Source organism: Pseudomonas sp. LBUM1673, from assembly GCF_059695645.1.
The window spans coordinates 2,652,871-2,666,309 of sequence record NZ_CP166780.1 but is presented as its reverse complement, the minus strand read 5'-3'; the positions used below and the strand labels follow the sequence as shown (position 1 = coordinate 2,666,309).

Here is a 13,439-nt window from a genome sequence, read left to right as displayed (position 1 = left end):
GCTTGCTCCCGCTGGGCTGCGAAGCAGCCCCAACCCCTGCTAGCCCGTTTCCTCAGACACACCGCACCGCCCGGTTTTACTGCGTTACGACACAGAACGGGGAAGAGCCGCCTCGCCAAAATGACCATATGGGCGTCCTACAGCCCGGTTGCGGCTACCAAAATCACTGCCTAGAGTGGGTCTGTCGCTGCCCGCAGTTAGCGATAGGGTTTCGCAGCCCTGAGGGAAATGACCTAACACCGTCAAACAACAATTCTGGCAAACTTCGCCAGCATTACGTTTTATGGCGGCTGTGTGTGGGAGACCTTCGGGTCTGCCGGGTTTGGTCTCGTCCTCGGTCTGCGAACCCGCTCACAGCTGCCACCTATTTGTTTCGCAGCAGAAAGGTGGCACTACGCTTTTCACGAAAGGACCGCCTTATGACAATGAACAATCCGCTCCGCAATGCTCTCATCGCCCAACTCGCCGCCACACCCGATGACATTGCCTCGCGTGCTGCGCTTTATCGTGATCTGTTCGACACCGGGGAGGCGTCACTGGAGGGTTTACGCGTCGCGGCAGGCTTATGTGATCCGGCCGCCTGGGTCGTTATTGCGCAATTGAATGTCGCCGCGCATAAAAATCGCCCTGGGCCATTGTTGTCACAGCTTCGTGGTCTGCCGGTCGATCATGTGGAGTTGAATAACGCCGAGCCGGATTGGTGTGATGCCTTGGCAGGGCTGCCGTTGCGCACGCTGGTACTCAACAGTCCGAGATTCAGCTGCGATCAGAGTGTATGGCAGCGCTTGCCAGACATTGCTCTCGATACCTTGGAAATCAGCGGATTTTCCCGCAACGATAACGCCACCAGCCTCCCTTCACTCGAACGGCTGCGCCGGTTGAAGTTGGGAACCTACGGCGAAGACTTCGACGACGCTTTCCTCCAGCAACTTGGCAATAGCCCGTTGCAGGAATTGTCGTTGAACCGTTGTGACGACGTCACCGACGACGGTCTTCTCGGGCTGTCAAAACTCCAGTTGCGATCACTCACGTTAGAACGCGTAGGCGAGCTGACTTCCCGCGGGATGGCGCATTTATGCAGTCACCCACTCGAACAACTGTCCCTCGGTTGGAGCGGCGCAATCCTGGAGGACCCTTCCTGGCTTTCCAGCCTGACCGCATTGCGCTCTCTGAGCCTGGATCACTGTTACGCAACAGACGCCATGCTCCACGCCATCCGGGACCTGCCCATCGAGCGGCTTTCGCTCCAGTCTTCGTATGTCTGCGATGACGAGTTTGAAGTATTGGCAGGCATGCCACTCGCCGATCTGGATCTCAAGGCTTCACGCCAAGTGATCGAGCGGCTCGACGTGCTACACGGGTTTCCACTGAAGCGGCTGGGGCTCTGCGATGTGCAAGGCGTCAGTGCAAGCACGTTGAGTGAGCTGCGCGGTTTGGACTTGGAATCCCTGGACCTTTCCTTGAACGACATCACTTGGAAAGAGCTGAAGCAACTGGCTGGCCTGCCGCTGAAGCGGCTGAACCTCAGTTTCTGTCGCGGCGTTGATGGCAAGGTTTTGCGAAAGCTCGCCGAGTTGGGATTGCCGTTGGAGCAACTTGAAATAAGCGGACTGGATCTGCGTGATGCCGACCTCGCCTGCTTGCGGGATCTGCCCCTGCAACGCCTGGGCTTGTATGACAGTCCCTGGCTCACTGACGCCGGCGTGGCCCATCTCGCGCGTATGCCGTTGCGAGACCTGACAATTACGGCAGATCCGGGGGAATCGCGGATCACGTCCGCCGCAGTGCCGGTGCTGGAGCAGCTGCCGTTGCACACATTGTGGTTGCCTAACTGCACCGGGATCAGCGCAGACGGCTGGGATCGCTTGGCCAGATTGCCAGCCCAGGTGACGGGGCCTGGGATCTGATACTGGGGTGACCGTCGACTTGGTTTCACCGCCCAATAAAAAGCCCAGCTATATTGCTGGGCTAAAACTTCTTTTTTGCAGCTACGCGCAGTGAGGAATTTTCTCGACTTCCCTGTAGATTTGCTCCCCTTTAGCAATCTCAGCTGTACGTAAATCATACTGCAGTCTGCAGGTTCAGCCAAAATTGTGCTGACGTTTCAAATGCAGCTGCCAGGCGTAAAGCGTAAGCGCCCGGCCAACACACCTTGCCAGCAAGGTGAAATGATTTGAATCCAATGCACTCCTTATAGAGAATCGCCATCTTTGCCTCGAAAGGATGCGCGATGAAGTTCGAAGGGACTTTCCAATACATGGGCACTCACGGGATCGTCTTCAACGTCTCGCAGATCACCCTCACCGACAGCGAACGCGGACGCCTGCGCGAGCTGCATTTTGGCGAGGCGAAAAGCTCCCACTATGAGGTCAACAGCAAGGTCGTCGAGGTGTACGACAAGATGCAGGCCAAGAGCCTGCCGTGCGTGATGATGATCGGCATCTCCAAGCCGCTGACCCGGCAACAGGGCGATGCCCTCAATGCCCAACGCACCAAGATCGCCAACCTTGCCGCCACTGCCTTCGCTGCCGCCACCACTGCCGCGTCCTCCTCTTACGTGGGTATTCCTGTAGGGGCCGGTGTGCGCATGTATGCCAATGAAATCCTGCCCACCTACCATGCTGGCGACGTACTGGTCAGCATCGAGGCGCAGGTCAACGGCGGTATCGGCCCGCAACGCACCCTCCCGACACTGATCATCAAGACCTGACTGGAGACGCACATGTCCGAAATTACCCAACTGGTCATTGCCCTGGTGCTGTTCTTTCTGTTCGATCGGTTTCTCAAGCCGTATCTGCTGCGCAAGTGGCTAGGGGTGGTGCTGGTGGCGGCTGGTGCGGTCGGCTGCGTTGCTGCAAGCCAGATCCGCTTGTTGGGGTTTGATCTGGGGTTGCTGTCGATCTTTGCCGTGGCGCTGGGGGTGGGGTTGTTCCTGAAGCGGCGGCGGTTCGAGCAGATTGGCTGAAGGGATGTAGGGATGTAGGGATGTAGGGATTTATCGCTACCAGGGATAAATCCTACCGCTATGCAGGAGCTGTACAACGCCAGGTTAAGGTCTACAAAAATCCGCACACTGGCGGATTGAGTCGTAAGCTTCGTTGACCAGAATTTTTCCATCGTGATGGAAGACGCAGAGTGCGAGGGGGCGGATGCGTTGTTCAGCCATAAAATGAAATCCATTTACTTTGAAAAATGCCTGTAGCGAATGTCGAAGACTGCGTCCGGACGATGTACGCCGTCGCCTGGGAACGCAGCCTTCGGCAGCTGCTACAGGTTTGATGTTTGCTTTCGATATCAGAAGTTGGCTGGGGTGTTGGCGCTGATGATTTCCGCTTCATCCTGGCCAATGTTCCGAAACCGATGCGGCAGCGTCGTCGGAAAGTAATACCCATCCCCGGCATTCAACACACTAATCTGCCCATCTACGGTCAGCTCAACCGTGCCACGGGTTACGAGCCCACACTCCTCCCCTTCCGAGTGCACAATCGGTTCTTCCCCCGAACTGGCCCCAGGCGCGTATTGCTCACGCAAAAACCGCATCTGCCGACTCGGCACCGAAGCCCCGATCAGCAGCAACCGCAGCCCATGACGCCCCAGATCTGGCTGTTCATTGGCGCGGAACACGTATTGATGCTCGCGAGGCGGTTGGTCGAAGGTGAAGAAGTCCGCCAAAGACATGGGTATGCCTTCGAGCAGTTTTTTGAGGGAGCTGACGGAGGGACTGACGCGATTCTGTTCGATCAGGGAGATGGTGGCATTGGTGACGCCGCTACGCCGGGCCAGCTCGCGCTGGGACAGCTTGTAGCTTTCGCGTACTAATTTGAGTCGTGAGCCCGTGTCCATGACAGCCTTATGTGTGAACGACTACTTAAGGGGTAATGGGGGTGGGTGGCGGGCGACTGGTGGCCGCGGATTACGCCGTTTCCCGTCCCGGAACCGTGGAAGGCGGCTATTAAATCACGTTTGTTGGTGGAGCTCAGCAGGTTCGATAAACGGCTGGATAAAACGGCCGTTGGCACTGGCAGTGGTGCTGAAACGGTGGGAGCGGGCTTGCTCGCGAAGGGGCAATCACATTCAACATCATGGGTGACTGATCCACCGCTTTCGCGTTCAAGCCCGCTCCCACAGGGGGAATGGGTCGGACACAAAATCTCCGAACGCCACGGCCCCCATGCAGGATCGAGGGCGCCTTTTTTTGTGGGCCTATGCAGAAACCAGCGGCCATTCGGCCAGCGCCCGGTACCGGCCTTTATGGGATTCGAACAAGGTGAAGCGGTCAGCGCGCAGGAGAAACTCTGGCGGCGTAGCGGATTCGGGGACCGGCGCTCGGTAGTCGCGCATCAGGGTCAAATGCGGACGAAATTCCCGACGGGTATCTTCAAAGCCGAACGGCAACATGGCCTGTTCCAGCGCATACACCAGGCGCAGCAACTCCGGTGCTGCCTGCGCGGGTGCCAGTAACAAAACCCCGGATCGACGCCAGACGTCCAGTCGATCAAGCACAACCGTCAACGCAGCGCCGGGCATCCGGACGTCGGCGGCGGCCTTGCAGACGCCCGCTATCTGCGCCATGCCCACCGTGCCGAGAAACAGCAGCGTCAGATGAAAGTTCTCCGCCGGCACCGGACGCCCGACGTTGAGCCCCAGCGTGCTGCGCCATTGGGCGATGGCCCGGCGTTGTTCGGGGGCGCAGTTCAGGGCGAAGAACAGCCGCTTGAACGGCTCACGGGTTTCATCGCTCATGTCTGGCACCTCAAGGCTCGGGGACCCTCTGATTTTACAAAGGGATACCACGCCAGCAAGCTCATTTCTGGCACCTGCCGGCATGCACGTTATAGTTGAAGCAACCGAATCGACGGGAGGGCGCCATGCGTCAGATCATCAGCAAAGAGCCATGGTGGGCCGCGCCACCGAAGCCCGGCCAGGATGAGTCCGAGCTGGAATGGGGCTGGCTGGTTCACTACAACGAAGGCGAGCCGCGCTTCGAGTTCATCAAGGAACGCCCATCGGACAGCGAGATTCGTAACCGCAAGAGTTGCAGGACCACCCCGACGCCGGAGTGATCCTGCGATTATGTTCAGGCTTTGACGATCATATCGAAACCGCCAAAAATCGCCCGCTGGCCGTCGAACGGCATTGGATTGACGTCCGGTTGCATCCGCGGATCGCTCATGAGTTTCGCCATGCCGGCGTCACGGGTGGCCTTGTCGGGCCAGACGATCCAGGAAAACACCACGGTTTCGTCTTCCTTGAGTTTTACCGCCATGGGAAACGAGGTCACTTTGCCATCGGGCACGTCGTCACCCCAGCATTCGGCGAGGCTGAGCGCGCCGCTTTCCTTGAAGATCACAGCGGCGGATTGCGCATGTAGCTTGAATTTTTCGCGGTTGGCGGGTGGGCACTGCAGCGACGAAGCCATCAACGTAAGCCATGATCATTCTCCTGGGGTTATGGGTTGATCTGCTGGATAGTCGAATCAGCGTGGCTCCAATCGACAGACTCCACGTCCAGCCCGACCGACGGCTCGGCGCTCTCTGCAAGGCTGCCCTCGATCTGCCTGGCCATGTACAGCGTTCCGGCCATAACGCCGGTGGCGGGGTTATCCACCAGCTTCACCCATGCCTTGTCGAACGAATTGCCCAGACTGCTGCGAATCAGTGCCTCGCTATCGGGCCGGTCGTTGGCCTGAATAATCGCGCGCACCCCTGCCACCCCTACGGAAATCAACGCCCCGGCCGCCTTCCCCGCCACTGCCGCCACCGCACTGGCCGCCCCTCGCGGGGCCATTTCGGCTTGTATTCGCTTACTGGCACGCTTGGCTACCGGCGCCATGCCGGCGTCCGTCGAAGCAATGCCCTTCTCGCCGCCCGCCGTGTGGATCTTCTCGACCAGCGCCAGGTAGGCCGGCAATTTACTGAGTTCGGCATGCACCACCTGATACAGCGAAGCATCACGGGCGGGCGGCGGGCCCAGTGAAATAGCCGGGACCTTCTGGATACGACTGTTGAGCTGCGCCATCGGCACGCCATGACGTTTGGAAATAACCTCGAGTTGCTGACCCATCAGTTGCACATAAAACTCTGTCGCCTGCCCGAGGATCGCATCGGGATCGATCTCCACCGCCACCGGTTCCAGCACTCGCCGGTGATATTGCTCCAGCAGATAGGCCGCCAGGCGTTTGGTCGTCGCATCCTGCTCGTCCCCGGCATTGATGGTGTACCAGCTGACTTTCATCGACAGCCATTCCTGGGTCCAGTAGCTGCTGAACCAAGGGATGAAGACTTCTTCGGTTTGCTGATAAACCCGCGTGCGCCAATGCTCCATGGACCCGCGGGCGTAAACCCTGGCCTGCTCGGTGGCCTGTTGTGAAGCGGCGACAATCTCCCGGTCCACCTGCTGCCAGGTGCTCTGGGACACCACCACCGGCGCCACGACTACGGGGGCAGGCGGGGGCGTGGCGCATCCCGCCAATATCACCAACACAGCGACGATCAGCGAACGCAGGTTCAAGATCGCGGTGTCCTACAGTCTTCGCCGAACGGAGTGTCCGACGTAAAAGAGCATGCTGATTTGAGTATAGGTCGGGGGCGGGGGCCGTCCGTCAGATGAATGGATGGTGCCCTCAAAGGCGCCTTCGCGAGCAAGCCCGCTCTCACCCTCAGTCTAATTCCTGCGCAAGACACAAGCGGGCTTGCTCGCGAATAGGCCCTCAAGACCACTGAATTCGCAGCAGGTCGTCCCTCGCAAAGCGGCCGCGCAGGTGTTCGACCAGCACTTCGAGGCCTTGCTGATGCCAGCAGCGGCCAACCACATCAGTAACGAGGTGGTCGGGCTCAACGATCAGTTTCGGTTTCTGAATGATGTGCTGGTTGAGCATCTGCTGGAGACTGAAATGACTCAGCATCCGTCACGGGCGGGACAAGCGTTCACCTTCTGACACACAGGGTGATGCTCGGAATCCTGATACAAAGCCGCGCTCATCACCTAACTGGTACTCAAGATCCGCACCGGACCCTGACGATTGAGAACTTCGATCATGACGTTTTCCCCCGAGCGCCGGAGCATCAAGTCCACACATTCATCACCCACTGCCAAGCGCCGCAAGGCGATGGTGTCCAGAAACGCCGGGAGCACCGGTTCGTCGAACAGGATGTTGAGTTTCCTCGGCTGAAAGCTCATCCCCAGGCACGACTGAATCATCGACAACGGCGCAGCAGCGGCCCAAGCCTGGGGCATGCAGGCGACTGGATAGAACGTCGGCCCTTGGGTGCGTTGCCGGGCAAAGCCGCAAAACAGTTCGGGCAGGCGCCGCAGATCGATGTAGGTCGACGCGGCGAACAGGCCTTCGAATATCCGCGCCGCGTCCCGACGATAACCGTAACGGGCGAAGCCGGCAGCGATCAGCGCATTGTCGTGGGGCCATACGGAGCCGTTGTGATAACTCATCGGGTTATAGCGAGCCTGGGAGGACGCGACGGTGCGCACCCCCCAGCCGGAAAAGGATGAGCGGTCCATCAGGGCGTCGACAACCGATGCCGCGCGCTCCGGGTAAGCGATGCCCGCGAACAGGGCATGGCCGGCATTGGAGGTACGGATTCGACAGGGTTTCTTGTTGCCGTCCAAGGCTAATACATAAGTGCCCAGTTCTTCGTCGAAGAAGTGGGTATCGAACTCTTCGCGCAAGCGTTGAGCCTTGTATTTCAGGCGCTGGGCCCGGTCCGGATCCCCCAGCCGACGGGCTATTTTGGCGGCACCGGTCCAGGCGCCATATACGTAGGCTTGAACTTCGACGATCGCAATCGGGCCCACGGCCAGCTGTCCATTGGCATGGAAAACCGAATCGTGGCTGTCTTTCCATCCCTGGTTGATCAGCCCCTCGGCGGACTGCCGGCCATACTCGACAAAACCATCGCCATCCCGGTCGCCGTACTCCTCGATCCAGGTCAGCGCCGCTTCGATATTGGGCCAGAGCTGACGCAGTGTGCCCAGGTCATTGGTGCGCTCCAGGTATGCGGCGGCCAGCATGACAAACAGTGGCGTGGAATCGATGCTGCCGTAGTAACGCCGGAACGGCACCTCGCCCAACTCGGCCATTTCCCCCAGCCTTATCTCGTGCAGGATTTTACCGGGCTCGGAATCGGCGTGGGGGTCGACGATGGTTGCCTGGTTGGCGGCCAGATGCCCGAGTACGCCTTTGGCGATACCCGGATCGAACCACAGCATCTCCCATGCCGTGATCAGCGCATCTCGTCCGAAAACGGTGCTGAACCATGGAATGCCAGCATAGGGATATAGCCCCTCGCGGGTTTTGGTCATGAGCATGTAGAGGTCGGAAACGCTGCGGCTGACCGCCTCGTTGAACACATCATGGGAGGTCACCACAGAGGCCGCCCGCGAAGAGAATGTGCGTAACTCGCGCCGGGAATCGCGCAATGAAATAAAGAACCCGTGGCGCACCGTAAATGGCGGATTTTGCACGCCGCAATTGATGTCCATGAACAGCGACTGGCTTTCCCCCGCAGCCAGCCGAACCTCGAACAACGCCGAATCGCAGGTCAGGCTGGCCGGCACCGGGGCGAAACGCAGGCGGGTCATACGCCGTTTGTGGTCCAGGCCGGTGTAGGAAAGCACCACCTCTTCATCGGTAATCTCAGCCCGGTGCCCTTCGCCGCGTTGCGGACGCCGGGCGCCGCGAACTTCGAACAGGTCTTTGAAGTCGGCCGCAAACTGGATTCTCAATTGCAGATGCTGGGGGGCATCGTCGAAATTGCGAAGAGTCAGGCGTTCGTAGCAGGAGCCTTTCCACAAGAACCGTGAACGGCGCAGATGGATCAAATCGTGGTGCAGGATTTTATCGCCATGGGCGTCGAATAGATCCGGGTTGGTCAGGTCGCACGTGAGCATCGCGTTATCGTCACGCAGCGTAGAACTGAGCAACAGCGGCCGCGCGCCGTTAAGCGTCAGGTAGAGCCCGGAAAGGTGTCGGGTATCGGTATGGAAAATCCCTTGCGGGCTGTCGTCCGCAAACAGCACGTCGCCATTGGGGTCGAACACCGCGAAGGTGTCGTTGTTTTTCAGGTTGCGCAAACGCAACTCTTGCAGCGACGCAGTGGCCGGAATATCGAAGGGCGTGGTGGGATGGCCATAGGTATTGCCCGCCGTCAGATGGCGATACAACTCCAGATAGTGATTGGTCATGCGCTCGACCGTGAACCGTTCGTCGAACCTGGCCCGGACCCTTCGCCGATCCAGCTCTGCCAACCGCTGCACCGACGCTACCGCCCCTGCGACGCCATCGACGATGTAACCGGACACGCCCTCGTCAATCACTTCCGGCACCGAGCCCTGACCAAATGCAATCACCGGCGTGCCGCAGGCCATGGCTTCGATCATGACCAGACCGAACGGCTCGGGCCAGTCGATGGGGAAGATCAGTGCGCGGGCATTACCCAGCAAGTCTGCCTTTTGGGATTCATCGATCTCGCCGAGAAATTCGACATTCGGATGGGTGGCGATCATCGGTGCGATGACTTCTTCCCAATAAACCTGATCGGCCTTGTCGACCTTGGCCGCGATCTTCAATGACAGCCCGGCCTTTGAGGCAATCTCGATGGCCAGGTCCGGGCGTTTCTCGGGAGAAATACGCCCCAGAAACACCAGATAGTCGCCGGTCGGTTCGGGGTTGAAGGCCAGGAGATCGCCCGGAATGCCGTGATAGACATTGCCCACCCAATTGACGTCACCCTTCACCGGGGTGCGCTGCGCCTTGGACACCGAGACCAGCGGCACCTCGGGAAAGTGAGGGTAAAAGGATTGGTAGTCCGCAATGTCCAGACGCCCGTGAAGCGTGGTCACGCTGCGCCCGGCCAAGTGTCGAATCAACGGAAAATGGAAGATATCGACATGAAAATGCATCACGTCGAATTGATCCGCCTGCCGCAGGACTTGATCGAGCATCAGGATGTGATGAGGCGCCCCGTCCTTGATGCGTGGATCATGCCGCAAGGCTTGGTGCGAACCTGGCTCCAGGCGTGCCGAGGTTTGCGAATCGCCGCTGGCGAAGAGCGTGACATCGTGTCCCTGGCGCACCAGTTCTTCGGTCAGGTAAGACACGATCCGCTCAGTGCCACCGTACATACGGGGCGGACAACGTTCGGTGAGCGGCGCGATCTGAGCGATCCTCATGGAGAGGCCCTCCGTCATGGGGTCGAAGGATAAAGGCCTCCAGTGTTAATGCCAGCAGTTAAGCGAAATCCCTGTGGGAGCGGGCTTGCTCGCGAAAGCGGTGTGTCAGGCGACATCAATGTTGACTGTGACGCCGTCTTCGCGAGCAAGCCCGCTCCCACAGGTTCCGCGGCTTGACTGACTGGCATTTGTGCTTCTTCACTCACTCAGGTCTGGTGGCCCTATCCTCGATTGACGGTACGCCTGCGGCAACAGTTCCATCCGCTCAGCGGTCGCCGCCCTCAAGACTTCTGAGTAACTGACCCAAACCGTCTGCAAAGCAGGTCGGCTCCGTGCACCGAAAACGTTCGAGCAAACGTTGGTTATCGGCCCGGGAATGGCGGATGTCACCGGAGCGCGGGGCAGCGTAATTCAACGCCAGGGGCCGGCCCAGCAGAGTGCTCAACGTGGCCGCCAGCTCGTTGATGCTGGTTGAGCGGTTGAAACCGACATTGACCGGTTCACCGCTCGGCCCCGATTCTTTCACTGCCTGTACCAGCACCTTTACAAGGTCCTCTACGTAGACGAAATCCCGGGTCTGTTCGCCGTCCCCGTACACCGTGACGGGCAGGTGTTTCTGGGCTCTTTCGCTAAAGATACTGATGACCCCGGAGTAAGGCGATGAAGGGTCCTGGCGCGGTCCGTAAATGTTGAAGAAGCGCAGTATCACGGGCTCCAGACCATGCTGGCGGCGGTAAAAATCGAAGAAATGCTCACTGGCCAGTTTGTCTGCGGCATAGGGCGTCAACGGGGCTTTGGGCGTGTCTTCGGTGATGGCCGTGCCCTCGCCGTTACTGCCATAGATGGCGGCGCTGGAGGCGTACACAACCCTTCTCAGGCCAGCCTGGCGCATGGCTTCGCAGATGTTCAGCGTCCCGATGAAGTTGCTTTGGTGAGTGGCGACCGGGTCTTCGACCGAAGCCTGGACCGAGGCGACCGCGGCCAGGTGCACCACCGCGCTGCAATCTTTCAGGGCGCGCTCCACCGTCGGCGCGTCCGCGACATCCCCGACTATCAGGCTCAAATGCGCACGGTCCACCGGCAGATTCGCCAGTTTGCCGGTTGAAAGATCATCCAGTACCCGTACGCCATAGCCGTTTTCAAGCAAGGCGTCGACCAGGTGCGAACCAATGAAGCCCGCGCCACCCGTCACAAGAATTCGATCAGCTGACATGACAAATTCACTCTGGAGTAGTGGTTGTAGGTCGATCCATCGCGACGAACTCCTCAACTTTTTCCATCAACGCCCGACCGGCACTGAACATCTCTTGCCAATCGGTGGGGAAGCGAACATTCAACGGCAGTTGATCGATTCGCCAGCGCGGCGGCAGCGGCTCATCAAACCGGGCTGCGACCTGCAAGCCCATTTCACTGGCGGCAAACGGCCCGCGCAGCACCGTCGGCGTGCGCCCGGCACTGTCTACCGCCTGCACCACATGAGCCGCCAGCCACTGGCCATCCGGCATGCGCACACGCAGCGGCTGGCCGATGGCGGCGTAACTGATATTGAGCGGCTCCAGATAAATCCATAGCAGCGGATCCTCCAGGCGCTCCAGGCGCATCAACAGTGTGCCGGCGCCGACGTTTTCGCCCGGGGTCACCAGCACCTCCGCTATCCGGCCGCTCTGCCCCGCCTTGATCGACAACGCGGCGAGACGCGTCTTCAACCATTGCTGCTCGGCGTTCTGCTGAATGATCTCGCGCTCAAGCCCCTGGGGGGGCTGACGCGCCAGTTGCTCGCGGCGTTCGAACGCCAACAGGTCCGCCCGAAACCCGTCGAGTTCCGACTGCGCTGCCAGCACTTCGGCGTGAGCGGCCGCGCCTCGTGCAACCAGATACTCCAATTCCTGGATCTTTTGTTCCGCCCTGCCGATTCGGGTCTTGAGCAACTGCCGTTCCCGTCCACCCAATTGGGCACTGCCTGTGCCTGTGTTCGTCGCCTTGGTCGGCATGGCAGCCAATTGCGACAGCCGGGCCCGCCATTCCGGGTTGTCCAGACTGACCAGCATTTGATCGGCCTGAACTTGATCACCGGCCTTTGCAAACAGCTGATCGACCCGGCCGGCATCGCGCGCGCGCACCTCGTAAATCGGCAGGCGCAATTGCGCCGGGGCATCGATCATCAGCATGCTGTACGCCAGCTTTCCACCCAGCCAGATCAAGGGGCTGGCGACCAGCAGCAAGATCAAATACCAGCGTGCACGAAAGGCCATGCGCTTGCCCGGTGCGTACAGCACACTCAAGCCCTGTTCCTGGGTGGGGTTCAATTCTTTGCGACTATCGAAACGAATTTTCATGACGGCTCACCGTTTTGGGAAGTCTCGCCAGGCCTGCCAGTCGATACCGGCAACCCCCCGTGGTTGCAATTGTTCGCGCCAGGCGCTGGCCTGGTGTTTCAACTGTTCAGTCGACGCGCCAGCCCAGCTTTCCGTGGCTGGCAGTTCGGGTTCTGTGCTTTGTGCCAGACGAAATTGCAGAGCGGGCCAGCGCTGGGCGATCTGCTCCGCCATTCGTGCGCTGTTTTGTGGGTTGCGGGTGTAGATCATCAGGCTGACCTGGTGCACACCAGCCTCGGGAAGCGCACACGGCACACAGGTTTGCCCCGGTTTTGGTTCAGCGAACCAGCGATGATGGCTGGATATTTCCACCGGCCATGGGCTCTCGTTTGACGCCATGCGCAAGGTGTCGAGCCAGTTTTTCAGGCGTTGATCGGGCACTGGCATGCCCAGTTGTTCGACCTCCAGGTCCAGATGCAGACTGCTGAATGCAAGCCCCTTCAACTTCTTCAATAAATCGCTGAGCTGGTGGCGATCCGTCGGCTCGATCCAGCTCGAATCGCCGAGCAACAGGCTCACTTGCAGATCCTCACGAGCCGCGGCTTGAAGCAGTTGCTCCAGCTGTCGCCGGGTGGTGACCAGGTCATTGACCTGTGAGCCTTTGAGCCCAAGGTAGATCTTGTCCATCCCGGCCTTGCGCAGCGCCTGCAGCTCCGCCTCGCGCCGATCAGGATCGAGCAACGCTTCGCTGTCCCAGACGTAACTGGCCTGGGACCATATGCCCGTCCCTGCCCCGGCCCCTGACTTCGGCGTTGCCGCCGACGTGGACGCCAACAAGAAACGCGGTTGCGCGAGTTCAAGTGCTGCTGATGCGCAGGCAGGCGCCACAAGGGACAAAGCGGGCAGCGACAGGGTCAAGGCTAGAAGTACCGATCGCAT

General features: G+C 59.7%; 12 protein-coding genes and 2 pseudogenes. 5 read left to right on the top strand and 9 right to left on the bottom strand.

Annotation, left to right across the window (positions count from 1 at the left end; all coding sequences use genetic code 11):
* The first annotated feature begins 425 nt into the window (after nt 1-425).
* The 3 genes from ACA044_RS12170 to ACA044_RS12160 all read left to right on the top strand — a co-directional run bounded on the left by ACA044_RS12170 (nt 426) and on the right by ACA044_RS12160 (nt 2,965).
* Nucleotides 426-1,907 carry a leucine-rich repeat domain-containing protein gene (locus ACA044_RS12170; RefSeq protein WP_497447214.1) on the top strand — a complete coding sequence of 494 codons (1,482 nt, stop codon included), beginning with the start codon at nt 426-428 and terminating at the stop codon, nt 1,905-1,907.
* Between the two features lie 323 nt (nt 1,908-2,230).
* Complete coding sequence (locus ACA044_RS12165; RefSeq protein ID WP_497446553.1) at nt 2,231-2,710, top strand: hypothetical protein; 480 nt, start codon at nt 2,231-2,233, stop codon at nt 2,708-2,710.
* A gap of 12 nt (nt 2,711-2,722) precedes the next feature.
* On the top strand, nt 2,723-2,965 hold the full coding sequence (locus ACA044_RS12160; RefSeq protein ID WP_497446552.1) for a hypothetical protein: 243 nt from the start codon (nt 2,723-2,725) through the stop codon (nt 2,963-2,965).
* A gap of 108 nt (nt 2,966-3,073) precedes the next feature.
* Here the strand turns inward: ACA044_RS12160 and ACA044_RS12155 are convergent.
* The 3 genes and pseudogenes from ACA044_RS12155 to thpR form a co-directional block, all read right to left on the bottom strand.
* Nucleotides 3,074-3,166, bottom strand: a pseudogene (locus tag ACA044_RS12155) (NUDIX hydrolase); the annotation flags it as partial.
* Between the two features lie 128 nt (nt 3,167-3,294).
* Nucleotides 3,295-3,843 (bottom strand): cupin domain-containing protein, encoded by a 549-nt coding sequence (locus ACA044_RS12150; protein ID WP_497446551.1) that lies wholly within the window; start codon nt 3,841-3,843, stop codon nt 3,295-3,297.
* A gap of 360 nt (nt 3,844-4,203) precedes the next feature.
* On the bottom strand, nt 4,204-4,743 hold the full coding sequence (gene thpR, locus ACA044_RS12145; RefSeq protein ID WP_497446550.1) for an RNA 2',3'-cyclic phosphodiesterase: 540 nt from the start codon (nt 4,741-4,743) through the stop codon (nt 4,204-4,206).
* 125 nt (nt 4,744-4,868) lie between these two features.
* On the opposite strand from thpR, the gene ACA044_RS12140 reads away from it, so the two are divergent.
* Nucleotides 4,869-5,063, top strand: coding sequence for a hypothetical protein (locus ACA044_RS12140; protein ID WP_095635147.1), 195 nt, complete (start codon nt 4,869-4,871; stop codon nt 5,061-5,063).
* A gap of 14 nt (nt 5,064-5,077) precedes the next feature.
* Here ACA044_RS12140 and ACA044_RS12135 read toward each other — a convergent pair.
* Nucleotides 5,078-5,432: pseudogene (locus tag ACA044_RS12135) on the bottom strand (DUF1428 domain-containing protein).
* A 16-nt stretch (nt 5,433-5,448) separates the two neighbouring features.
* Complete coding sequence (locus ACA044_RS12130; RefSeq protein ID WP_497446549.1) at nt 5,449-6,510, bottom strand: hypothetical protein; 1,062 nt, start codon at nt 6,508-6,510, stop codon at nt 5,449-5,451.
* A 160-nt stretch (nt 6,511-6,670) separates the two neighbouring features.
* Here ACA044_RS12130 and ACA044_RS12125 point away from each other — a divergent pair, with 160 nt between their 5' ends.
* The gene (locus tag ACA044_RS12125; RefSeq protein WP_497447213.1) at nt 6,671-6,937 is read left to right on the top strand and encodes a hypothetical protein; all 267 of its coding nucleotides are present in this window, start codon (nt 6,671-6,673) and stop codon (nt 6,935-6,937) included.
* A gap of 47 nt (nt 6,938-6,984) precedes the next feature.
* Here ACA044_RS12125 and ACA044_RS12120 read toward each other — a convergent pair whose 3' ends face one another.
* From ACA044_RS12120 to ACA044_RS12105, 4 genes are all read right to left on the bottom strand, one after another.
* A complete protein-coding gene (locus ACA044_RS12120) occupies nt 6,985-10,185 on the bottom strand; it encodes a glycogen debranching N-terminal domain-containing protein (RefSeq protein WP_497446548.1) in 3,201 nt (1,066 codons plus the stop codon).
* Between the two features lie 265 nt (nt 10,186-10,450).
* Nucleotides 10,451-11,398, bottom strand: coding sequence for an NAD-dependent epimerase/dehydratase family protein (locus ACA044_RS12115; RefSeq protein ID WP_497446547.1), 948 nt, complete (start codon nt 11,396-11,398; stop codon nt 10,451-10,453).
* 7 nt (nt 11,399-11,405) lie between these two features.
* On the bottom strand, nt 11,406-12,521 hold the full coding sequence (locus ACA044_RS12110; protein WP_497446546.1) for an HlyD family secretion protein: 1,116 nt from the start codon (nt 12,519-12,521) through the stop codon (nt 11,406-11,408).
* Between the two features lie 6 nt (nt 12,522-12,527).
* Nucleotides 12,528-13,439 carry a hypothetical protein gene (locus ACA044_RS12105; RefSeq protein WP_497446545.1) on the bottom strand — a complete coding sequence of 304 codons (912 nt, stop codon included), beginning with the start codon at nt 13,437-13,439 and terminating at the stop codon, nt 12,528-12,530.